Annotated in this window: 20 protein-coding genes; 8 read left to right on the forward strand and 12 right to left on the reverse strand. The window is 29.2% G+C overall.

The window, feature by feature from the left end; all coding sequences use genetic code 11:
* Window positions 1–3 precede the first annotated feature (3 nt).
* From VC03_RS04735 to VC03_RS04750, 4 genes are all read right to left on the reverse strand, one after another.
* Window positions 4–813 (reverse strand): SDR family oxidoreductase, encoded by an 810-nt coding sequence (locus tag VC03_RS04735; protein WP_046328899.1) that lies wholly within the window; start codon window positions 811–813, stop codon window positions 4–6.
* A complete protein-coding gene (gene uxuA, locus VC03_RS04740; protein ID WP_046328900.1) occupies window positions 803–1,858 on the reverse strand; it encodes a mannonate dehydratase in 1,056 nt (351 codons plus the stop codon). The genes VC03_RS04735 and uxuA overlap by 11 nt, the downstream gene beginning before the upstream one ends.
* A 1-nt stretch (window position 1,859) precedes the next feature.
* Window positions 1,860–3,248, reverse strand: coding sequence for a glucuronate isomerase (uxaC, locus tag VC03_RS04745; RefSeq protein WP_046328901.1), 1,389 nt, complete (start codon window positions 3,246–3,248; stop codon window positions 1,860–1,862).
* Between the two features lie 106 nt (window positions 3,249–3,354).
* Window positions 3,355–4,338: a LacI family DNA-binding transcriptional regulator gene (locus VC03_RS04750; RefSeq protein WP_046328902.1), complete on the reverse strand. Its 984-nt coding sequence runs from the start codon at window positions 4,336–4,338 to the stop codon at window positions 3,355–3,357.
* Window positions 4,339–4,896: 558 nt separating this feature from the next.
* Between VC03_RS04750 and gpmA the strand changes: the two genes are divergently transcribed.
* The 6 genes from gpmA (at window position 4,897) to VC03_RS04780 (ending at window position 11,411) form a co-directional block, all read left to right on the forward strand.
* Complete coding sequence (gene gpmA / locus VC03_RS04755; RefSeq protein WP_046328903.1) at window positions 4,897–5,586, forward strand: 2,3-diphosphoglycerate-dependent phosphoglycerate mutase; 690 nt, start codon at window positions 4,897–4,899, stop codon at window positions 5,584–5,586.
* Between the two features lie 108 nt (window positions 5,587–5,694).
* Window positions 5,695–6,666 carry a 6-phosphofructokinase gene (pfkA, locus tag VC03_RS04760; RefSeq protein WP_046328904.1) on the forward strand — a complete coding sequence of 324 codons (972 nt, stop codon included), beginning with the start codon at window positions 5,695–5,697 and terminating at the stop codon, window positions 6,664–6,666.
* Window positions 6,667–6,696: 30 nt separating this feature from the next.
* Complete coding sequence (gene pykF / locus VC03_RS04765; protein ID WP_144406237.1) at window positions 6,697–8,148, forward strand: pyruvate kinase PykF; 1,452 nt, start codon at window positions 6,697–6,699, stop codon at window positions 8,146–8,148.
* 63 nt (window positions 8,149–8,211) lie between these two features.
* Complete coding sequence (recR, locus tag VC03_RS04770; protein WP_046328905.1) at window positions 8,212–8,799, forward strand: recombination mediator RecR; 588 nt, start codon at window positions 8,212–8,214, stop codon at window positions 8,797–8,799.
* Entirely contained in the window at window positions 8,792–9,946 is a 1,155-nt protein-coding gene (gene metK, locus VC03_RS04775) for a methionine adenosyltransferase (RefSeq protein ID WP_046328906.1), read from the forward strand. Before recR ends, metK begins: the two co-directional genes overlap by 8 nt.
* On the forward strand, window positions 9,939–11,411 hold the full coding sequence (locus VC03_RS04780) for a peptide ABC transporter substrate-binding protein (protein ID WP_052727707.1): 1,473 nt from the start codon (window positions 9,939–9,941) through the stop codon (window positions 11,409–11,411). The genes metK and VC03_RS04780 overlap by 8 nt, the downstream gene beginning before the upstream one ends.
* Window positions 11,412–11,560: 149 nt before the next feature.
* Here VC03_RS04780 and VC03_RS04785 read toward each other — a convergent pair whose 3' ends face one another.
* The 4 genes from VC03_RS04785 to VC03_RS04800 all read right to left on the reverse strand — a co-directional run bounded on the left by VC03_RS04785 (window position 11,561) and on the right by VC03_RS04800 (window position 16,706).
* Window positions 11,561–12,886 (reverse strand): ATP-binding protein, encoded by a 1,326-nt coding sequence (locus tag VC03_RS04785; protein WP_046328907.1) that lies wholly within the window; start codon window positions 12,884–12,886, stop codon window positions 11,561–11,563.
* A 607-nt stretch (window positions 12,887–13,493) separates the two neighbouring features.
* Window positions 13,494–14,453 carry an ROK family protein gene (locus VC03_RS04790; protein ID WP_046328908.1) on the reverse strand — a complete coding sequence of 320 codons (960 nt, stop codon included), beginning with the start codon at window positions 14,451–14,453 and terminating at the stop codon, window positions 13,494–13,496.
* Window positions 14,454–14,464: 11 nt separating this feature from the next.
* Window positions 14,465–15,832: an NADP-dependent glyceraldehyde-3-phosphate dehydrogenase gene (locus tag VC03_RS04795; protein WP_046328909.1), complete on the reverse strand. Its 1,368-nt coding sequence runs from the start codon at window positions 15,830–15,832 to the stop codon at window positions 14,465–14,467.
* Window positions 15,825–16,706, reverse strand: coding sequence for a serine aminopeptidase domain-containing protein (locus tag VC03_RS04800; RefSeq protein ID WP_046328910.1), 882 nt, complete (start codon window positions 16,704–16,706; stop codon window positions 15,825–15,827). The genes VC03_RS04795 and VC03_RS04800 overlap by 8 nt, the downstream gene beginning before the upstream one ends.
* A 441-nt stretch (window positions 16,707–17,147) precedes the next feature.
* On the opposite strand from VC03_RS04800, the gene VC03_RS04805 reads away from it, so the two are divergent.
* Entirely contained in the window at window positions 17,148–18,281 is a 1,134-nt protein-coding gene (locus VC03_RS04805) for a carbohydrate kinase (protein ID WP_046328911.1), read from the forward strand.
* Window positions 18,268–19,161 carry a tRNA dihydrouridine synthase gene (locus tag VC03_RS04810; protein WP_046328912.1) on the forward strand — a complete coding sequence of 298 codons (894 nt, stop codon included), beginning with the start codon at window positions 18,268–18,270 and terminating at the stop codon, window positions 19,159–19,161. The genes VC03_RS04805 and VC03_RS04810 overlap by 14 nt, the downstream gene beginning before the upstream one ends.
* 24 nt (window positions 19,162–19,185) lie before the next feature.
* On the opposite strand, the gene trxA is transcribed toward VC03_RS04810, so the two are convergent.
* Genes trxA through VC03_RS04830 form a run of 4 tightly spaced genes read right to left on the reverse strand, consistent with a single transcriptional unit; the run spans window position 19,186 to window position 23,057 of the window.
* Complete coding sequence (trxA, locus tag VC03_RS04815; RefSeq protein WP_046328913.1) at window positions 19,186–19,518, reverse strand: thioredoxin; 333 nt, start codon at window positions 19,516–19,518, stop codon at window positions 19,186–19,188.
* Window positions 19,519–19,528: 10 nt separating this feature from the next.
* Window positions 19,529–20,857: a H2O-forming NADH oxidase gene (gene nox, locus VC03_RS04820; RefSeq protein ID WP_046328914.1), complete on the reverse strand. Its 1,329-nt coding sequence runs from the start codon at window positions 20,855–20,857 to the stop codon at window positions 19,529–19,531.
* Between the two features lie 46 nt (window positions 20,858–20,903).
* Window positions 20,904–21,848 carry a tRNA dihydrouridine(20/20a) synthase DusA gene (gene dusA, locus VC03_RS04825; protein WP_046328915.1) on the reverse strand — a complete coding sequence of 315 codons (945 nt, stop codon included), beginning with the start codon at window positions 21,846–21,848 and terminating at the stop codon, window positions 20,904–20,906.
* Window positions 21,849–23,057, reverse strand: coding sequence for a replication-associated recombination protein A (locus VC03_RS04830; RefSeq protein ID WP_046328916.1), 1,209 nt, complete (start codon window positions 23,055–23,057; stop codon window positions 21,849–21,851).
* Between the last annotated feature and the right edge of the window lies 1 nt (window position 23,058).

The raw sequence follows: 23,058 nt of genomic DNA on the forward strand, positions 1-23,058 counted from the left end.
ATATTATACCCCCGAATATGCACTGAATCCGCCGTCAATAGGTATTATTACTCCTGTAATAAAACTTGCTTTTTCATTATCTACTAAAAATTCTAATGCTCCTAGCATTTCTTCTGGTTCTCCAAATCTTTCCATTGGTGTGTTTCTTAATATCTTACCTGTTCTTTGTGTTGGTGTTCCATCATCATTGAATAATAACTTCTTATTTTGATTAGTTACTAAAAATCCTGGTGCTATTGCATTACATCTTACACCTACTTTTGCTAAATGTACTGCTAACCATTGTGTAAAGTTATTTACACTAGCTTTAGCCCCTGAATATGCAACTATCTTTGTTAAAGGTGTGTATGAGTTCATACTTGATATATTTATTATGCTACATCCTTTTTCCATATCTTTTGCAATTACTTGTGTTGGTAATATTGTTCCTAAAATATTTAAATCAAAAACAAAACTTATACCTTTAGGATCTAAGTCAAAAAAGCTTGTACCCTTGTTTTCTTTATCGTAGAATTCTTGGTCTGCTGTTGCTTTTGGATTATTTCCTCCAGCACCATTTATTAATACATCTACCTTACCCAAATCCTTTTTTATATCTTCATAAACTTCTTCAATATTTTTTTTATCTAAAACATTACACTTATATGCCTTAGTCTTTAGACCTTCTTTTGCAAATTTTTCTTCATATTCTTTTGCTTTTTCATAATTTAAATCTAGCATCGCTACCTTTGCACCTAACTTTGCAAAATGTTTTGCTATCATTGAACAAATTACACCTGCTGCTCCAGTTACAACTACTACTTTATTTTTCATTTTTACCCCCTTTTAATTTTTCACACATTTCCCATAATCCGTTTATATATGCTACTCCTAATGCTCTGTCATATAGACCATAACCTGGTTTACCTGTTTCTCCCCATATCATTCTTCCATGATCTGGTCTAAAGTAACCTTTGTAGCCTAGATTATAGTATGTCTTAACTATTTCAGAAAAATCTAAACTACCTTCTTTTGTGATATGACCTGATTCTTCAAAGCTTCCATCTTCTAGTATCTTTATATTTCTTAAATGTGCAAAATGTATTCTTCCTTCACTACCAAATTCTTTAACCATAGCTATATAATCATTTCTAGGATCACATCCTAAACTTCCAGCACACATTGTTAAACCATGGTGTTTATCAGGATATATATCTAAAAATCTTCTTAAATTATCTCTACAAGTTATTATTCTTGGTATACCAAATATTGAATATGGTGGATCATCTGGATGTATTGCCATATATACATCATTTTCTATAGCCACTGGTATTATTTCTTTTAAGAAGTATTCTAGATTCTTCCATAATCCTTCTTCTCCTAATTCTTTATACTCATTAATTAACTTTGCCATTTCTTCAACACTATATGATGAATCCCATCCAGGAAGTGCTAATTTTGTAGGGTCAAGTTTTTTTATTTGATCCTTATAGAATACTAAACATGTTGATCCATCTTCTCTTTTATGATCTAATTCACTTCTTGTCCAGTCAAATACAGGCATGAAGTTGTAGCATATAACCTTTACTCCAGCTTTTGCACATCTTCTAATATTTTCCTTATAGTTTTCTATATATCTTTTGTAATCTCTTTTACCTAATTTAATATCTTCATGTACTGGTATACTTTCTACTACATGGAAGTTAAGTCCTACCTTATTAGCCTTTTCTTTTAACTCTAATATATCTTCCATAGGCCAAACTTCTCCTACTTTTACGCTGTATACAGCTGTTACTACTGTATCCACATTCGGTATATGTCTAATATATTCAACTGGTATATTATCCTCTGTACCGTACCATCTAAATCCTATTTTCATTCTATCTACCCCTTTTTTCAAAATATCTTTTTGCGTTATAGTAACAAATGTTTTGTATTAGTTCTTTTAACATATCCATATCTTTTGGTATTTCGTTTCTTTCAACTAAATCAGCAATAAAGTCACATAAAATTCTTCTAAAGTAATCATGTCTTGTATATGATAAGAAACTTCTTGAATCTGTTAACATACCTACAAATTTTGAGAATAAACCATTATTTGCTAAGCATTTCATTTGTTTTAACATACCTTCTTTAGTATCATTAAACCACCATGCAGCACCAAATTGCATATTTCCATTGTTTGGTTGGAAATTTGCTATGGTGCTTGCTATCAAATCATTATACATAGGGTTTAAGTTATATATTATCATTTTAGGTAAACTGTCATTTTCTACCATTTCATTTAATAAGCCATTTAACTTGTATGCTAAATTTGTATCATCAGTAATTGAATCAAATCCTGAATCATAGCCTAACTTTTCAAAGTACTTCTTGTTATTATCTCTTATAGCACCAAAATGTATTTGCATAGTCCAGTCATATTTTTTGTATTCTTTGCTTAAATCTACTAAGAGTCTTGTCAAATATTTATTTACTTCTTTTTCACTTAATCCCTCTTTATTTAAAGCTTTCTTGAAAATTTCTTTTACTTCTTCTAAACTAGCCTTTTCAAATGGCATATATGTTAGTCCATGATCACAAACACAAGTACCATTTTCATCAAAATATTTTATTCTTTCACTTAATGCTCTAACTAAGTCCTCATATTCCTTTATTTCATAACCTACAACAGAAGGAATTTGGTTAATAAAGTTATAGAACTTAGGTTTACCTATACTTAATGCTTCATCGGGTCTAAATCCTGGTAGCACATTAGTTTTAAAGTTACTTTCACGTATTAATTTATGATATTTTAAGTCTGATATTGGGCTATCAGTTGTACATAAAGTATTTACATTAGATATTTCTATCAACTTTCTCGGACTATACTTTATATTATTAACAGCATCCCAAATAACGTTTGCATTTTTACTTGTTAATATTTCATCTATATTGAAATATCTTTTTAATTCTAGTGCATTCCAATGATAAAGTGGATTTAATATGCACTTATCAAGTGTACTAGCCCATGCATAAAATTTTTCATAATCTGTCTTATCACCTGTAATATATTCTTCACGAATTCCATTTGCCCTCATAGCACGCCATTTATAGTGATCGCCATTTAGCCAAATTTCAGAAATATTAGAAAATTCCTTATCTTCATATATTTCTTTAGGGTCTAAATGACAATGGTAGTCATAAATAGGTACATCTTTCGCATATTCAGTGTATAGCTTATTAGCTAATTTACTATTAAGCATGAATTTTTCCATATCTAATTTCATTTTTGCCTCCTTTTGTCCTCGTTGTCATCTTCTATTACATTGTAACTCGATTTAGAATTTTGTCAATAAAAAAAAAAAAAAAAATAGCCATTTTTTTTATGACTATTTATATTGTAGACTCTCTTTCAATAATTTCTGCTGGTATAACCATACTTTTAGGTTTATCCTTATTTTCTATAAGTTCAACTATCTTATCTACTAAATTTTTAGCTATACTTTCGAAATTTTGTTTAATTGAACTCATGCTTGGATATGTTTCGTTACATATAAAGGTATTACCGAAGGTTATAAACTTAAAATTCATTGGACAAGGAATTTTTAATTTATTAATCGCTCTTACAGCACCTAAACCTAAAACATCACTACCTATTAATACTCCATCATACAAACTATCTTTTAGATACTTTTTAGTTATTAAAGCTTCAACATCAAAACTAGTTCTGTAATTATAGTGTATATTCTCATCATTTATCATGTATCCAACACTTTTTAGAGCATCAGCATAACCTCTAACCTTTTCTTTATTAGTTGTTGTATCTGGATCATCTAGTATTACCGCTATATCCTTACAGCCTTTTTTAATAAGTGCCATTGTTGCAATATATCCACTTTCATACTGATCTGTTCCAACACATACATACTTTTCACTAATACCTGACATCACAACTGGAAGTTTATCTCTAACAGTCTCTTCTATATCTTCCATTTTTTTAGGATTTAAAAAGATTATACCTTCATAAAACCCTTTATCTATTTTACCTAAATTATTTCTTTTAACCTTATCTAAGCTTTCATGTACTATAATAGTATAGTCTTTCATTTTCGCAAAGGTTAATATATGATGTAGTATAATATAGTTCTTACTCAATTCATTACTTTTTGTATTTGTTATTACACCTATTTGTCTTGTTCTACTACTAGCAAGTCTTTTAGCGTTATAGTTCACACTAAAGTTTTGTTCTAATAAGATCTTTTTAACTTTTTCTTTTGTTTCTTCCTTTACATTATCTTCATTATTAATAACTCTAGAAACTGTTTTAAACGACACACCTGCCAATTTTGCAATATCTTTAATCGTTAATTTCTTCATAATACCTCTTCAACAATTCATTTTAATTCTAGCTCTATTCTACAACATTTTTTTATAAAACAAAAGAAAAAAAGTTGTCATACAACAACTTCATTTTTCTTATATAAGCATAAATCACACACTTATAGCTATTCTTTTAGCTATTGACCCTAAAAGTGTAAAATCAATGTATTTCCCCAAATACATATGCATTATACCTTTAATCTTATATAATGTCAAACTAGACTTTTTCCTTCATTTTTTTCCAGTATTTAAAGATGTAATTAGTGTAATTTAATAAGTCTTAATTTTTTGTATTTTGAAAAAATTGAAAAAATATTTTTTTGAGTGATTATCTTAATATTATAAATTTTTTATTATTTTTTTCACAACATATCTGCCATTTATAAATATATTTTCTATCATTTGTTAAGTTATTATCCACCAAACTTCTTTTGATTTTGTGCATTTTTTTCATAGTTTTTACTTGTATTTTTCATTTTAATCTTTTTTTATTGATTAAAGTACCTGAATATAGTATAATGTATTCAAAGAAAGTTGAAAGGAGATACATACTATATGAAGTTAGTATTAATACGTCACGGACAAAGTGCTTGGAATTTAGAAAATAAGTTCACTGGATGGACAGATGTAGATTTAACTGAAAAAGGTGTTGAAGAAGCTAAAAATGGTGGAAAAACACTTAAAGATTTAGGATTAGAATTTGATGTAGCATTCACATCTTACCAAAAAAGAGCAATCAAGACTTTAAACTACGTACTAGAAGGAATAGACCAACTATATCTTCCTGTATATAAATCATGGAGATTAAATGAACGTCACTACGGTGCATTACAAGGTCTAAATAAAGCTGAAACTGCTAAAAAATATGGTGATGAACAAGTTCACATCTGGAGAAGAAGCTTCGATGTTGCTCCACCTAAGGTTGAAGTAACTGATAAAGAAAGATATCCTAAATTCGACAGAAGATACAAAGATTTAACAGATGAAGAATGTCCAAGAGGAGAAAGCTTAAAAGATACAATTGCAAGAGTATTACCATACTGGAACGATGTTATTTCAAAAGAAATAAAAGATGGTAAAAATGTAATTATTGCTGCTCACGGTAATAGTTTAAGAGCATTAATTAAATATCTTTTAAATATTTCTGATAAGGATATACTAGATTTAAATTTAACAACTGGTAAGCCTTTAATTTTTGACATAGATAAAGATTTAAATATTCTTTCAAAACCTGAAAGTTTTTAATAAATAGCTAGGTTATGCCTAGCTTTTTTTTTGTTTTTAATATTGAAAATTTTGCCAAAAAGTGCTATTATTTACTTAACTAAAAAATGTAATCAGAAGGAGTAAATTATGAAAAAAATAGCTATTCTAACTAGTGGCGGTGATGCACAAGGTATGAACACTGCAATTCGTGCCGTTGCAAAAACAGCAATGTTTAAAGGTTGGGAAGTTTATGGTATCAGAAGAGGTTACAAAGGTATGCTTGAAGATGACATATACAAAATGACACCACTAGACGTTTCAAATATTGCAGATAAAGGTGGAACAATATTAAAGACAGCTAGATTGCCTGAATTTAAAGATCCTAAAGTAAGAGCATTAGCTGCAGAAAATTTAAAGAAAAGAGGTATTGACTCTCTTGTTACAATAGGTGGTGACGGTTCATATCATGGTGCATACTATTTAAATATTGAACATGGTATACAAACTGTTGGATTACCTGGTACAATAGACAATGATATTGCAGGTACTGATTTCACTATTGGTTTTTACACTGCATTAAACATTGTAATTGACGCTATATCAAAATTACGTGATACTGCTCAATCTCATGACAGAACTATCCTTGTAGAAGTTATGGGAAGAAATTGTGGAGATATTGCTTTAAATGCTTGTATCGCTGGTGGTGCAAACGGTGTTATTATCCCTGAAATGCCATATAAAATAGAAGCTATTGAAGAAATAATAAGAAAAAGAAGAGAAGAAGGAAAGAATTTTGATGTTATAGTTGTTTCTGAAGGTGTAAAAGAAGGCACTCAAGAAATTGCAAGACAATTAAAAGAAAGAAATCCTAAATTAGATGTAAAAGTTACAACTCTAGGACATATACAAAGAGGTGGATCTCCTACAGCATTTGATAGATTACTTGCAACTAGATTAGGTGTAGCTGCAGTTAATTTAATAGAAAAAAATGAAGCAGATGGAGTTATGCTTGGAATAGAAAAGACTTTAGTTGTTACACACAAATTACAATATGCTTGGGAAAACTATGAAAAGAAAGATCAAAAATTCTATGAAATTGCAATGATGTTATCAATCTAATATAATATATAATATAACTTAGGAGGAAATATGAAAATTAAAATGACAAAAGTTGTTTGTACTATAGGGCCTAAAAGTGAAGATCCAAAGGTATTAAAACAATTACTATTAAGTGGAATGAACGTAATGAGATTAAACTTCTCACACGGTGACCACGAAGAACATGGAAAAAGAATTAAAACATTAAGAAAGCTTTGTGAAGAAACAGGAAAATTTGTTGCAATAATGCTTGATACTAAAGGACCAGAAATTAGAACTGGTGAATTTAGAGATGGTGACATTAAATATGATTTAGTCGAAGGTCACAAAATCACATTAACAACTGACTATGCATTCAAAGGTGATGACAAGAAAATATCTGTTTCATACAAAGATATTACAAAAGACTTAAAACCTGGAGATACTGTTTTAATTGATGATGGTTTAATCGCATTAAACGTTGATTCAATCGAAGGTGAAGAATTACACTGTACAGTTAAAAACAGTGGTGCTTTAGGACAAAAGAAAGGTGTTAACTTACCAAATGTTTCAGTAAGCTTACCTGCTTTAGCACCTAAAGATATATCTGACTTAAAATTCGGTTGTGAACAAGGTGTAGACTATGTTGCTGCTTCATTTATAAGAAAAGCATCAGACGTTGCTGAAGTTAGAAAAGTTCTTGATGAAAATGGTGGAGAAAACATTAAGATTATTCCTAAGATTGAAACTCAAGAAGGATTCGACAACTTTGATGAAATACTAGAATTATCAGACGGTATCATGGTTGCAAGAGGTGACTTAGGAGTTGAAGTACCAGTTGAAAGAGTACCATACATGCAAAAGGTTATGATAAAGAAATGTAATGAAGCTGGAAAACCAGTTATTACAGCTACTCAAATGTTAGACTCTATGCAAAAAAACCCTAGACCTACAAGAGCAGAAGCAGGAGACGTTGCTAACGCTATACTAGATGGTACTGATGCTGTTATGTTATCAGGAGAATCTGCAAATGGTAAATACCCAGTAGAAGCTGTTAAAACTATGGCTAGAATTTCAAGTGTAACTGATGAAATAGGAGTTGGAAGAAGAAGTTATACACCAGCATCTATGACTATTACTGAATCTATTAGTAAGAGTGCAGTTTATGCAAGTGAAACATTAAATGCTAAATTAATAGTTTGTTGGACTAAGACAGGTAGAGCTGCTAAGATGATAAGAAAGTATAACCCTACTGTACCTATCATTGCTTTAACTGACCACCCACAAACTGCAAGACAATTATCTGTTGTTAGAGGTGTAAGATCAGTATTAGCTACAGGACTTGATAAGACTGAAGACTTCTTCAAAAAAGCTGTAGAAGTTGCTGAAAGTCATGCATTTACAACTGAAGACGAAAATTACACTGGTATTAAAAAAGGTGATTTAATCGTATTAGTTACAGGTATATCTGAAACAGGAACTACAAATACACTTAAAGTTACTAGAATAGGAGAAAACCAATAATAGTAAATATAAAAGGAGTATATTTACCAAAATATACTCCTTCTTTTTTGTAAAGGAATATATATGACAAAATTAGATGAATTAATAAAGGCTTTTTCTGGTCTACAAGGTATAGGAAGAAAAAGTGCTGCAAGAATTGCTTTTGATTTATTAAAAAAAGATGAAAAAGAAGTTAATAAATTCATAAATACTTTGACTGAAGCATATAATACCATTAAACCCTGCACTGTATGCAATACTTTAACTGACAGTGGTGTATGTAATATATGTACTAATGAAAAAAGAAACCATTCTGTAATATGCATAGTTGAAGACACTAAAGATGTTTTTGCAATTGAAAATTCTAATGTATATAACGGCATATATCATGTACTTGGTGGAAAAGTTGATCCCCTAAATGGTGTTGGTATAGATGACCTTAATATTTCAACACTTTTAAATAGGCTAGATAATGTAAAAGAAATTATCTTTGCACTAAATCCAGACCTTGAAGGTGAAACTACCATACTTTACTTAACAAAGCTATTGCCTAAAAGTATAAAAATAAGTAAAATAGCAAGTGGTATACCTATGGGTGGTAATATTGAATATACCGACATAGTTACGCTTACTAAATCATTAGAAGGGAGACAAACGATAAATAATGAATAATAATTATTCTTTTTTTACATCAGAATTTGTATCACCTGGGCATCCAGATAAAATATGTGATCAAATTTCAGATGCAATATTAGATGAATGTTTAGCAGATGACGTAAATTCAAGAGTTGCTTGTGAAACATTTGCAACTACTGGTTTAATTTTAATTGGTGGTGAAATAACTACTAATACATATGTTGATGTACAAACAATCGCAAGAGGCGTTATAAAAGAAATAGGATACAAACCTGGACTAGGATTTGACTATGACTGTGGTGTAATAAACACTATTCATGCTCAATCACCAGATATCTCTATGGGTGTTGATACAGGAGGTGCTGGAGACCAAGGTATCATGTTTGGTGGAGCTGTTGATGAAACACCTGAACTTATGCCACTTGCAATTACACTAGCTCGTGAAATAATAAAGAGATTGACTAAGTTAACTAGAGATAAAACTCTTCCTTGGGCAAGACCTGATGCTAAATCACAAGTTACACTAAAATATGATAATGATAAAATAGTTGGTATAGATGCTATTGTATTATCTGTACAACATGATGAAAGTGTAACACAAGATATGATTAAAGAAGAAGTTAAAAATCTTGTATTTGAACCTGTACTAAGAAAATATGGATATGATTTACAAGATGTTAAAAAAATCTTCATAAATCCAACAGGACGTTTTGTAATAGGTGGTCCTCATGGAGATACTGGTCTTACAGGTAGAAAGATAATAGTTGATACCTATGGTGGATACTTTAGACACGGTGGTGGTGCATTTTCTGGTAAAGATCCATCTAAAGTTGATAGATCTGCTGCATATATGGCAAGATACATTGCAAAAAATATCGTTGCAGCTAAATTAGCCAAAAAATGTGAAGTTCAATTATCATACGCAATTGGTGTAGTAGATCCAATATCTATTAAAGTTGAAACATTTAATACATCAAATGTTCCAGAACAAAAAATTGAGGAAGTTATACCTCAACTATTTAATTTATCACCACGTGGTATAGAAAAAACATTGAATTTAAGAACACCTAATTTTAAATACAAAGACCTTGCAGCCTTTGGGCACATTGGTAGAACAGATATAGAATTACCATGGGAAAAAATTGATATGGTAGATAAATTATTGGGGGCAATACATGATTAAAAAACTACTTATTTTACTTCTTTTTTGTTTTACTTTTAGTTGTGGTAATACAAATACAACTTTAACATACAATATGGTATCAGAACCTACTACAATAGATCCACATCATTTTAATGAATTAGTAAGTGTACAACTTATGAATAATATTTATGAAGGTCTTCTTAGATTAAACGATAAGAATGAATATGAACCTTGTCTTGCTAGTTCATATACAAAAAATGGAAATACATTAACTTTTACAATAAGGAAAAACTTAAAATGGAGTGATGGTAGTCCTTTAACTATAGATGATATATTATTTGGATTTAAAAGAGCATTAAATCCAAAAACTGCGTCTAGATTTGCCGAATTACTTTATCCTATTAAAAACGCAAAAGAATACAATGAGGGTAAAGTTAGTGAAGATGAACTAGGTGTTAAAAATGTTAATGGTAAACTTGTAATAACACTAACTAAACCAACTGTATATTTTGAAGATATACTAACCCTACCCATATCTTTTCCTGTAAAAAAAGGAACGACAAAAGATATAGGGGACTTTAAAACAGCACTATACAATGGACCATACACAATACAAAAAATGGATAACTCAAGTATTCTTCTAAAAAAGAATAAGTACTATTGGAATAGTAAGAATGTATACTTTAGTAATGTAAAGCTACTATTTATCTCAGATTTCTCTGTTTTAGAAAATTTAATAAAAAACGATGAAGTTGATCTTGCTCGTGTTGAACCTTATGATCTTGAAAGTAAGAAGAAGAATAAGGAGTTAATAAATTATCAAAATGGTAGACTTTGGTACTTAGACTTTAATCTTGATAATCCAATACTAAGTAAAAAAGAAAATAGACTTGCTATACGTGATAGTATAGATAGACAAAAATATGTAAATGTGATTAAAGAAGATGGATCTATTGTAAGTAAATCAATAGTATCTAATGTATTTAAGAAATATAGACAAATGTATCCAGATAAAGATTACTTTAAGGACAATGTTAAATCAAACATATTATCTGGTAAAACTTTAAGACTTCTTACTGGTAATACATCTATAGAAGTTAAAGAAGCAAACTTTATACAAGAAGAATTAAGAACTAAATTAAATTTAAATGTAGTTGTTACAACTGTAACATTTAAAGATAGACTAGCTCTAACAAGAGCACGTGACTTTGACATTGTATTAAATACATATAGTCCGAAATTTAATGACCCCGTTAGTATGCTATACAGATGGGGCAATAAGGGAAATAAAGAATATGATGATATATTATCGAAAATAGATAATGAACAAAATGAAAATGCTCGTTATTTACTTGTAAATAAGGCTGAAAGATTATTAGTCGATAATGCCATCATTGCACCTCTTTACTACTCTACTGAAAATTGGTTCATACGTAAAGGTCTTAAAAATATTGTAATACACCCCATCACTAATACGATGGATTTATTTAGAATAAAGAAATGAGAATGATACTCTGAAAGACAAAAATGATACTCTGAAAGGTGAAAATGATACTCTGAGATTTTTAAAAATGTCGGTCTAAAATGTCGGTCTAAAATGTCGGTCAAGAACAAAAATATCGGCTTAAGGTTTATTACCTTATAGCCGATATTTTATAAAAACATTGCTAAATATGTGGGTAGATATATAACATTATCTTTAACTTCTAAATCCTTGGGATATATTACATATCGATTTTTTATCCTATTTGAATACTTCTCACAAAAAATATCTAATGATTTATGTGCCTTGTAACTTGAAGATTTAACTTCAATAGGGCTAATTTTTTTACCATCTGAAATTAAAAAATCAACTTCATAATTACGTTTTTGTACTTCATTATACATAGTATGATAGTACAACTTATGACCATTTGTAACTAAAGTTTGTGCTATAACATTTTCATAAAATATCCCTAAATTAACATTCAATTTATCACTTAATAATTTTAAATAAATGTCATTAGAAGTAAATTCCCTGTCTTTAAACATTAATGTTACAAGTAATCCTACATCAGATAAGTATAACTTGAAATTATCCTTATTATACATACTACTTAATCCAGTATTTGGATCATTTACGTTATATGCAGGCAATACTGTCTTAGATTGTATAAGTTCATATAATTCATTTAATGCACTTTCTTTACTACCAGTAATTACACTTGAAATTTTAAAACCTGTACTATGTCTATTTAATTCACTAGGTATAGCTTCATATATACTAGATACTTTACCACTATTATCTATTTTGTAAAAATCATCGGAATACAAATTGATTATTTCTCTTTTAACATCATCTACCATTTTAAGATTATTTGTATTAATATATTCATTAATAGCTTGTGGCATACCTCCAACTAGCATATATAATCTAAACTTTCTCATTTGATTTCTATGTTGTAAATTACCTAAAGAAATCTTTTTATCAAATACTTCTTTTAATAATTTAGCTGTTACATTATCACCTATAGCCCACAAAAATTCTTCATAGTCTAATGGATACATATTAATTTTTTTCTCCTCACTAGGAATTAGAATATCTTTTACATTCTTTTTTATTGAAATTAATGATCCTGTTTCAATGTAGTCATATCTACCATCTGCAACTAAATGCTTTATTGCTTGTCTTGCAGTTGGACAAAACTGCACTTCATCAAAAACTATTAGTGATTCTCTTTCAAATAGACTTACATTATATTGTAATTGTAACTTCAAAAATATATATGATAAATTTGTTATATCATTAAATAGATTAATGATTTCTTGAGGAGCTATTGAAAAATCTATGAAAATGTAGCTCTTATACTCTTTCTTTGCAAACTCTCTAACTATTGTAGATTTTCCTACACGTCTTGCACCTTCAATTAAAAGTGCTCTACTCCCTTTACACTCATTTTTCCAAGCTAATAATTTGTCATATATTTTACGTTTAAACATAGATTTTCACCTTCCGCGTTTTTTATAATACGATTATATCATGTTCCCGCACTTTTTGAAAGCTACTTTTATGCTGTTCCCGCACTTTTTCACATTTTAACTTTTTATTACATTTTTCTATTTATTTTTTTTAATTTTTATGATATTATACTCATATAGATAGATTTCCTTTATTATTGTTTTGGTTTTCATATTATAGGGTCTATCTATTTTTTTATTAATTTTAACTCCATTCCCTAATACAATATTATTTTCACTATATATTTCATTATTATTACCATGTACCACATTACCATTTTAATTTGTTTCAGATAAATCACTTTTTAAACTATTACTACTATATTTATTACTAGAAGTATTAACAAAACTAGATCTCATATATATGTACCTGTTTCACTAAATATTTGATATGGTTTTTCATCAGTGATTTGACTACAGGTTGACCTCTGCAATTACCATATTTATTTGGAAATCATATACTATATCTTAAAGTTACTTTCTTCTTCTTACTTTTTTCTATAATAAGTCATCTCTTATATATTATTCAGCTAAATCTTACCTCCCAAAAAAAAAAAAAAAAAAACAGCTTTCGCTGCTTTTCTGTTTCTTACTTATTTTCTTCTTCTAGCATTGATAAGTAAGCTGCACCATATATTCCTGCATCATTTCCAAGTATTGCTGGTTTAATTTCTAAGCCTTCTAATACTGGTGGTAGGACGTATGCTTTCATTTTCTTTTTTATTCTATCAAATAGTATATCTCCTGCTAGGGCAACTCCCCCTCCTATTACTACAACTTGTGAATCTGTAATATTTAATACATTTGATATACCTAATGCCATCTTATCTGTAACACTTTCAACTATATCTAGTGCGAATGCATCACCTTTTTTAGCTGCATCAAAGACATCTTTTGCTTCAACTTTTCTATCTTGTACCATTTCATAAAGAAGATTATTCTTATTAACTTCTAATCTAGATTGTGCTTCTCTTGCTATACCTGTTGCTGATGCATAAGCTTCAAAACAACCTTTTTGTCCACAACCACATAAAGCTCCATTTGCCACTAACTTTATATGCCCTATTTCTCCACCTGCACCAACTTTACCTGAAATTAATTTACCATTTGCAACTACACCTGCACCTATTCCAGTACCTATGGCAAGTCCTAGAACATCTGTATAACCTTTTGCTGCTCCTGTCCAAACTTCACCTAAAGTTATTACATTAACATCATTGTCTAGGTATACTGGTTTTTTCAAGTATTTTTCAAATTCTTTTGCTAAATTCAAATTTTTACCCCAAGGAAAATTAGCAAAGAACTTAACAATTTTTTTCTTAACTACGGGTCCTGGAATTCCAACACCAAATGATACAACATCTTCCATTGAAATTTCTGCTGCTTCAATTTCATGAATTAATACTTCACAAATTCTTTTAACAGTTATTTCATAACCTTCTTCAGATGAGGTCTTAATATTAGTCTTTAATATTAATGTCCCTTTTTCATCTAACAACCCTATTTTTGTATTTGTTCCACCCAAATCAATTCCACCATAATACTTCATTTTTCTATCTCCTATATATCGAATATTATATTTTTTAATCTTGTCATACTTTCAATGCTATACTTAATTCCTTGAACACCTAATCCACTATTTTTCACACCTAAAAATGGAAAATTATCTGGTCCTCTTTGTGTCTTATTGTTAATATGAACACTTCCTACTTCTAATTTTCTTGCAACATAGAAAGCTTTTTTCATATCTTTTGTAAATACAGAACTTTGTAATCCATATTCAGACTTATTTGCTATTTCTATACCTTCTTCAACATCTTTTATTGAAATTATTGGTAAAACTGGTCCAAAAGGTTCTTCAAAATATATTCTCATATTTTCTTTAACACCATCTAACACACATGGGTATATTAGATTCTTTTCTCTTTTATCACCTATTAATACCTTGGCACCTTTACTTTTTGCATCATCAATTAAACCTTGTACATAATCTGCACTCTTATCATCAATTAATGGTGTAACAGTTGCATTATCCATAGGATCTCCAACCTTTATTTTCCCTACTTTATCTAGTATCAATTGAACTAGTTCTTCTTTCACACTTTCAACAACCAATACACGTTTTATAGCGGTACATCTTTGACCTGAATAACTAAAAGCACCTTTTACTATTTCGCTACTTGCCTTTTCTAAGTCTGCATCTTGTAGGACTATTGCGGCATCTTTACCACCTAATTCCATCATAAGACCTTTTAATCCAGCTTGATTTGAAATTCTTTCTCCAACTTTTGTACTTCCAGTAAAGTTAATAAATGATATATCTTTATGTGTATTAATGTAATCTCCTATTTCACTTCCACGACCTGTTACTATTTTCAACACACCCTTAGGTAGTACTTCATTCATTAATTCAACTAATCTTGTACAAACTACAGACCCTTGTGTAGGTGGTTTAAATAGGACAACATTACCTGTTATTAATGCAGGAACTATCTTAGATAAAGAAAGGTTAATAGGATAATTAAATGGTGCTATACATAACACTACACCTAGAGGTTCTCTTATGCTAAGACATATCTTATCTTTAACTCCATAAGATTCCCCACTAGACATTTCACCTTGTAATCTTATACCTTCTTCTATAGTATAGTCTATCATTTCAACTGATCTTAAAACTTCTGTAAGACTATCCTTATACCCCTTAGAAATTTCTTTAGTCATCAAAACTGCTAATTCTTCAGAATGTTCTTTTAAAACTGCACTTACTTTTTTTAAATATTCTGCTCTTTTTGTAACAGCTAATTCACTAAATGCCTTAAAATTTTCTTTTAATTCTTTTATCATATCATCTATATGTTCTTTTGTCATAGCAGGCACTTCGCCAATATATTCATTGTTAATAGGGGAATATATTTTAATACTACTCATTTGTTACCTCCTTTAGCCATTCATTTATTTTACCATATACTACGTCCTTATTTACTTCAAGTAAACTATTTCTTCTACCTTTTTCATTTTTAAATATTCTAATATTTCTTGTATTACTATTTATTCCTATCATATATTTCTTTATTTTATCACTATTTAAATATATGTCTTCTCCACCATAAATATTTAGTATATTAACCCCATCTGGAATATTTTTAAAATTCTTTTTTACATATCTACATAGTCTTAACATATCATTAAAGTATGCAGGACTTGCAGATATCATATATTTTTTATCTTCTCTTAATTTTTTCTTAAAATTACTATCAGCTGTTATCATACCATGCACACCTTCTTTAAGGTATTTTTTAGATGTACTATAGTAATACTTATTTAATCTGCTATTTTTTACATTTGCTTTTTCTTCTATTTTAGATAAAAGTATATTTGCGTTAATTGTAATTAAGTTTTCCATAAATAGGGAAGAAAGTATAAGGGTATTAAATTTATTACCTATGAAGGTATAGTAACTAATTAAAGCTCCTATCCCTTGACCTACTAATATTATATCGCTATATCTTACATTAACAAATTTTTTATGTATAAATATATCTATATCTTTTAAAACTGCTTCTATTCTTCCATCGCCAAAATCTGTATATTCTTTTTCACGTAAATTACCATTACCTCGTATTTCTGGTACATATACATCATAGCCCTGATTAAAAAAATATTCTATAAAATCTATGTATAGGTCTATATCCTCAAACATATCATGTATCAATACTATCTTCTTACATTTTTTATCAGTATGTTCTTTCATATAGTACTCTATATTTTTTTGATTATAGCCCTCAAAAAACTCTTTAACCATTGCTAAATCCTCTTTTCTTTTTTTATTTAAATTATATCAGAACTTAAAGTAAATATCTAGTATTTGGAAGTGTAAAAAAATATGTGTTTTATTAACAAAAGTAAAAAAAGTTCTATGCAAGCCCTTGCAAAAAATATCTATTCTTTTTATTAGTTTTTATAATATATATTGTCCTGTAGTTTTTTTATGTTGCAAAGTATAATAAAAAAACAAAAATATATTTAAACATTTTTCGGATTATATCTTATATTTCTTGCAGTTTAATCTTACATTTTTCTTATTTTTATTAAAATATCTCAGATTTTTTTAATATACCCACCCTTAGGATATGCACTTTATGCTTTTTTTAACTTTGTTATTTTTTTATTTTTAATATATGTTGATTTTTTTTTTAGAAACATATATAATAGTTCTGTACTTAAAAATAGGAGGGATTTTTTTATGACAAAAAGGGAAAGACAAATATATGAGCTTATAAAATCTAGACCTAGTATTACTCAAAATCAAATAGCAAGAGAACTTAAGATCTCAAGAGCTTCTGTTGCAGTACATATTACACATATAATTCAAAAAGGATTTATACTTGGAAGACAATATGTTATTAAAACAGATCCAGCAATACTAGTTATAGGGGCTTGTAACTTAGATTTACAAGGTGTACCTGAAGATACCTTAAAATTTCACGACTCAAACATTGGAAAAATAAATATTAGACTTGGCGGTGTCGCAAGAAATATAGCAGTCAACTTGAAGAAATTAATGACTAACATTAAATTCATAACAGTTTTAGGTGAAAATTTCTATAGCAATAAATTAATAGACGATTTAAATATTCGTAGAATAGACACAACTGATATTTTAAGAGTTCCTGATGAAACTATATCTATGTACTTATCAATATTAGATAATAACGGTGAAATGGTTTCTGGTATAACCGATATGGATATATTAAAATATATCACACCAGACTTCTTAAAAGAAAAAGTTGATGTTATTAAAAACGCTGAAATTATCGTAGTTGATACTAATATTTCTCAAGAAAGCTTAGAATATATAGCAAGTATCAAAGGAACTAATCAAAAATTAGTTGTTGATACTGTTTCAATTAAAAAGTCTGAAAGAATTAAAAATATTTTAGATAAGATTGATGTTTTAAAGACTAACAAACTTGAACTTGAATCTATCTTCGGTAAAACATTTAGAAACAAAAAGGAAATGAGACAAGCTATGAGAGAACTTATAGCCAAAGGTGTTAAAGACGTTTACATAACTCTTGGTTATGATGGCATCTTAGCTATGAATGCTAAAAAATCTTTAAAATTGCCTCTACCTATAGTAAAACATGTTGAAGATATTACAGGTGCTAGTGACATATTTACAGCTGCTTTAGTATACTGTGCAAAGAATGACTTACCATTAACTAAAACTGCTAAAGTTGCACAAGCTGCATCAATTTTAAAGATGTCACAAACTGGAACTATTCCAGAAGAATTTTCATTTGACTTATTAAATGAAAAAGTAAAAGAACTATACAATCAAGCTATATTCAATGGCGAAGATGATGAAGAACTATAAAATATACATTGCTCCAATGTCTGGTATAACCGATTATTCGTATCGTCAGATATTAAAAAAGTTCCATCCAGATCTTATGTATACTGAGATGGTTAATTCCACTTTATTTACTCGTGAAAATGAGAAAACATTAAAAACTATCATGAGAATGAGTAAAGATGAAAATACTGGCATACAATTATTCGGTTCTGACATGGATGAACTTTTTTCAAATTTTTGCAAACTACATGAAATGGGCTACCATGATTTACTTTTAAATATGGGCTGTCCTAAACCAAAAATTTTGAAAAATGGTTCTGGAGCTGGCTTACTTGATAGAATAGATGATATCGATTCACTGCTTACTAGACTAAATAGGGAAAAAATTAAAGTGTCACTAAAGATTAGACTCTGTGACAAAATCGATGAATACTTTGCCTTAGCGTATAAGCAGGAAATTCCTTATCTTTGTGTTCACGCAAGAAGCTTACAAGAAAAATTTGAGTCTGATTCACATTTTGAAGAAATCAAAAGGTTATCTAAATTACCCAGAAACTTTGAATTTATCGCTAATGGTGGGATATATTCACTTGAAGACTTCAAAAATATACAAGACATAAATATAGATGGTATTATGCTTGCAAGAGGAATAATAGGAAATCCTTGGCTAATTTCAGAAATACAAAATGGCATTAATTATACACCTACATTAGATGAAATTAAATCTACATTAATTGAACACATTCAATTAATCAAAGAAGACAAAGGAGAGAAAAAGGCTGTTATAGAAATAAATAAATTTTTAGAACACTACTTTAAAAACTTTAATATCAACTATACCGACATTATGTTAGAAATGGATTATGCTAAAAAAATTGAGTATATAAAAAGGGCTATCTAAACTAGTTAGAGAACCCTTTCTTTTTTATTTAGTTGCTTTTTCAACATCTTCATTTAATTGTTCTTTTGATCTTCCACCTATTAATGTATCAACAGGTTTTCCATCTTTAAATATTACTAATGTCGGAATACTTCTAACTCCATAGAATGCTGCTAAATCTGGATATTTATCAACATCTACTTTTACTATTCTGTATTCTACTTCCATAGATAACTCATCTAATACAGGCCCTAATGCTCTACATGGTCCACACCATGTTGCAAAAAAGTCTACTACTGTAACTCCTTTTTCTAAAATAGCTGTTGCTAATAAGCTATCTACTACATTTTCTCCTTCATAATGAACTACTTTACTCATATTCTCCCCCTTATTTTGCAGATAATGCTGCCATTGTTATATAGTTATATGGTTGGTTAAAGTGTGGTAAGAAGAATATATCTAATAATTTAAACTTATCTATTGTTATACCTTCTTGTATTGCTAGTGAGAATACATGTATACCCATAGATATGTCATATTTAGATGCAATTTGTGCTCCAACTATTCTTCTTGATTCTTTTTCATAAACTATTTTTATCATAACTTTTTCATTTTCAGATTCCATAAATCCTGGTTTTTGAAGATCGTTATAACTTGTAGATAATACATCCATTCCTAATGCTTTCGCCTTTTCTTCACTTAAACCTGTTGAAACCATATTAAATCCATAAATTGATATACCATTTGAACCTTGTACACCTATTGATTCTAACTTAGTTCCACAAGCATTGTGTGCTGCGATAATACCTGATCTAACTGCATTAGTTGCTAATGCAATGTAGTCTATACTTCTTGTTGCATTATCATATATACTTGCACAGTCTCCTATTGCATATACATCTTTTTGACTTGTTTCTTGGTTTCTATTAACCTTGTATGCATTCTTGAATAATTCTAACTTATCTTTTAATAAGTCTGTGTTAGGTCTAAATCCTACACAAAGTATAACCATGTCTGTGTTTATAGTTCCCTTATCTGTTTTAACACCAGTTACCTTTGTATCTCCTAGTATTTCTACTAATTTTTCACCATAGTGAGTTTTGATTCCATGTTCAACTAATACCTTATTCATTTCTTCTCTGAATTCTTTATCATAGTATGTTGTTAAACACATTTCTTTAGCATCAAGTAATGCTACTTCTTTACCTATTCTCTTAAATGCTTCAGCTAATTCAACTCCTATGTATCCTGCACCAACTACTGTTACATGGTTTATCTTTTCATGATCAATTTTATCGATTACTTCTTGAGCGTTTTGGAATAGTTTTACAAATTGTACATTTTCTAAGTCTCTTCCAGGTACCTTTATATCTATTGGTAATGAACCAGTTGATAATATTAATTTATCATATTTTTCTTCATATTTCTTTCCATCTTTTCCTACTGCATAAACAACTTTTTTGTCAAAGTCTACATTTGTAACTTCTGTTTCCATATGTACAGTTGCACCTTTTCTTTCAAAAACGTCTTTTGAGCAATAGAACAATCCATCTGAACCCTTTATTTGCTTACCTATCCATAATGCCATTCCACAACCTAAAAAGCTAATGTTGCTATTTCTTTCAAATACAACTACTTCATTTCCTTTATAGTTGTCTAAAATTGTATTTACAGCAGCTGTTCCTGCATGGTTTGCACCTATTACAACAATTTTCATTTTCATACCTCCATGTTTTTTTATTCAAGTTTATTTGACATCTTTATTATATCATATCTTTTAATTTTTTCAAGAATTCTTTTAAATCTGCCACTGTTATACTCGAATTAGATGCAACATTTTTCCATATTTTACTGTATTTTGTAGCGTAAAATAGACCTAATGTGTGCATAGTAAAATGATAAACTCTTCCATCATATTTTTCTAAAAATTTTATCATTTTTTCTAATATTTCTATTCTTGATATCTTATCTTCATTAAATAGCATGGGGTTATCGTAACTTGCTCTACCTATCATAACAGAATCTACATGCTTTAATTGTTCTTCTACATCTTCTAATGTCTTTATACCACCATTTATCTCTATATCGTATTCTGGTCTATCTTTTTTTAACCTATACACCATATCATAGTCTAATTGTGGTATAGTCCTATTTTCACTTGGACTAAGACCTTTTAATATTGCTATTCTTGCATGAATGATATTTCTTTTAACACCTGCTTTATGTAATTTATCAACAAAATTAATTAATTCTTCATAGCCAACTATTTTTCTATCATTTTTTAGTATACCTGTACCATCTATACCTATTCTATGTTTTACCGTTACATCTTTTTGACAAATATCTTGTATTACCTTAACCATATCACAGACCAAATCTGGTTGGGACATTAAATATGCTCCCATATGGTTATCCGATACCCTATCAGATGGACAACCTGCATTAATATTAATTTCATCAAAACTATATTCTTTCAGTATTTCACAAGCTTTTTTTGTATACTCTATACTAGAAGTTGCTAATTGAAATACTAATTTATGTTCATTTTCATCAAATTTTAATATTCTATCTCTATCACCATTTATTACTGCCTGAGCCGTAATCATTTCAGTGTATAGGGTAGATTTTGTATTAAACATTCTAATAAATTGCCTAAAATTATATGTCGTCCTATCCACCATAGGTGCTATACTCATTTTTTCTACCATCTAGTTATTTTCCTCTTTTATTTTACTCCAAACTTCTTTCATGCTCTTTTCAAACTTGTTGTCTGAATACTCATAAAATTTAATTGGATTATTCATATATACTTGTTTTGTGTAATGATTCTTAAAATTATGTGGATAAACATATTGCTTAATACCTTCTCTTGTTAAGTGCTTAGGTACATCTTGGACTCCATTTTCACGTATATTTTCTAGTGCACTGTTTATCGCGTTATAGCTACTATTACTCTTAGGTGATAGGGCAAGATATATTACGCACTCTGCTAAAATTATTCTAGCTTCTGGTAAACCTATCTTTTCAACTGCACGCATACACGATACAGCCACATCTAATGCCTTTACATTTGCAAGCCCTATATCCTCACTAGCTAATATTACAAGCCTTCTTGCTATATACAATATATCTTCTCCGCCATCTATCATACTTGCTAGCCAGTAAATGCTTGCATTTTCATCACTACCCCTAATACTTTTTATCATGGCAGATATCCTATCATACTTGTCACTATCGTTATATCTTCTCCTAATATCTAAGCCCTGCTTTACAACATCAAAGCCCACTTTACCAATCAATTCTAGTGTGTTTATAGCTATTCTAGCATCTCCATCATAAATAGATAATATATATCTTCTTATTTCTTCTGTCACTTGTATATCATATTTTTTTGAAACATTGTCCACTATTTTTAAGATTTCATCAGTACTTAATTTATCGAATTTTAAAACTACACATCTTGATACTAATGCCTTGTTTAGGTTATAGAAAGGGTTTTCTGTTGTTGTACCAATAAGGATAACATTACCCTCTTCTATGTCTTGTAATAAGGAGTCTTGTTGTGATCTATTAAATCTGTGTATTTCATCAAAAAGTAATATTGTCTTTTTGTTATTTAAGTTCATCATTTCTTTTGCTCTTAAACAAACACTTTTTACTTCTTGTACACCTGTGTTAATAGCATTTAGGTACTCAATATTATACCCCAACTCTTTAGCAAGTATTCTTGATAAAGTTGTTTTACCAGTCCCAGAAGGCCCATATATTAAAAGATTTACTAATTCTTTTTTCTTTACTATTTTCTCTATTATTCCCATAGCATAAGATTGACCTACAAATTCTTTTAAACTTGTAGGTCTTGCTCTATATGCCAATGGCTTATTTTCTTTTTTACTATATATCCCTAATTGTTCCATA

The sequence above is a fragment of the Sneathia vaginalis genome, from assembly GCF_000973085.1.
In the GTDB taxonomy this organism is placed as follows: Bacteria; Fusobacteriota; Fusobacteriia; order Fusobacteriales; family Leptotrichiaceae; genus Sneathia; species Sneathia vaginalis.

Coding starts and splice junctions, on each gene's coding strand:
- VC03_RS04830 (WP_046328916.1), bottom strand. CDS start 23,057: ATGGAACAATTAGGGATATATAGTAAAAAAGAAAATAAGCCATTGGCA.
- nox (WP_046328914.1), bottom strand. CDS start 20,857: ATGAAAATTGTTGTAATAGGTGCAAACCATGCAGGAACAGCTGCTGTA.
- VC03_RS04805 (WP_046328911.1), top strand. CDS start 17,148: ATGACAAAAAGGGAAAGACAAATATATGAGCTTATAAAATCTAGACCT.
- dusA (WP_046328915.1), bottom strand. CDS start 21,848: ATGGTAGAAAAAATGAGTATAGCACCTATGGTGGATAGGACGACATAT.
- VC03_RS04810 (WP_046328912.1), top strand. CDS start 18,268: ATGAAGAACTATAAAATATACATTGCTCCAATGTCTGGTATAACCGAT.
- recR (WP_046328905.1), top strand. CDS start 8,212: ATGACAAAATTAGATGAATTAATAAAGGCTTTTTCTGGTCTACAAGGT.
- gpmA (WP_046328903.1), top strand. CDS start 4,897: ATGAAGTTAGTATTAATACGTCACGGACAAAGTGCTTGGAATTTAGAA.
- uxaC (WP_046328901.1), bottom strand. CDS start 3,248: ATGAAATTAGATATGGAAAAATTCATGCTTAATAGTAAATTAGCTAAT.
- VC03_RS04780 (WP_052727707.1), top strand. CDS start 9,939: ATGATTAAAAAACTACTTATTTTACTTCTTTTTTGTTTTACTTTTAGT.
- pykF (WP_144406237.1), top strand. CDS start 6,697: ATGAAAATTAAAATGACAAAAGTTGTTTGTACTATAGGGCCTAAAAGT.
- pfkA (WP_046328904.1), top strand. CDS start 5,695: ATGAAAAAAATAGCTATTCTAACTAGTGGCGGTGATGCACAAGGTATG.
- metK (WP_046328906.1), top strand. CDS start 8,792: ATGAATAATAATTATTCTTTTTTTACATCAGAATTTGTATCACCTGGG.
- VC03_RS04750 (WP_046328902.1), bottom strand. CDS start 4,338: ATGAAGAAATTAACGATTAAAGATATTGCAAAATTGGCAGGTGTGTCG.
- uxuA (WP_046328900.1), bottom strand. CDS start 1,858: ATGAAAATAGGATTTAGATGGTACGGTACAGAGGATAATATACCAGTT.
- VC03_RS04790 (WP_046328908.1), bottom strand. CDS start 14,453: ATGAAGTATTATGGTGGAATTGATTTGGGTGGAACAAATACAAAAATA.
- VC03_RS04785 (WP_046328907.1), bottom strand. CDS start 12,886: ATGTTTAAACGTAAAATATATGACAAATTATTAGCTTGGAAAAATGAG.
- trxA (WP_046328913.1), bottom strand. CDS start 19,518: ATGAGTAAAGTAGTTCATTATGAAGGAGAAAATGTAGTAGATAGCTTA.
- VC03_RS04800 (WP_046328910.1), bottom strand. CDS start 16,706: ATGGTTAAAGAGTTTTTTGAGGGCTATAATCAAAAAAATATAGAGTAC.
- VC03_RS04735 (WP_046328899.1), bottom strand. CDS start 813: ATGAAAAATAAAGTAGTAGTTGTAACTGGAGCAGCAGGTGTAATTTGT.
- VC03_RS04795 (WP_046328909.1), bottom strand. CDS start 15,832: ATGAGTAGTATTAAAATATATTCCCCTATTAACAATGAATATATTGGC.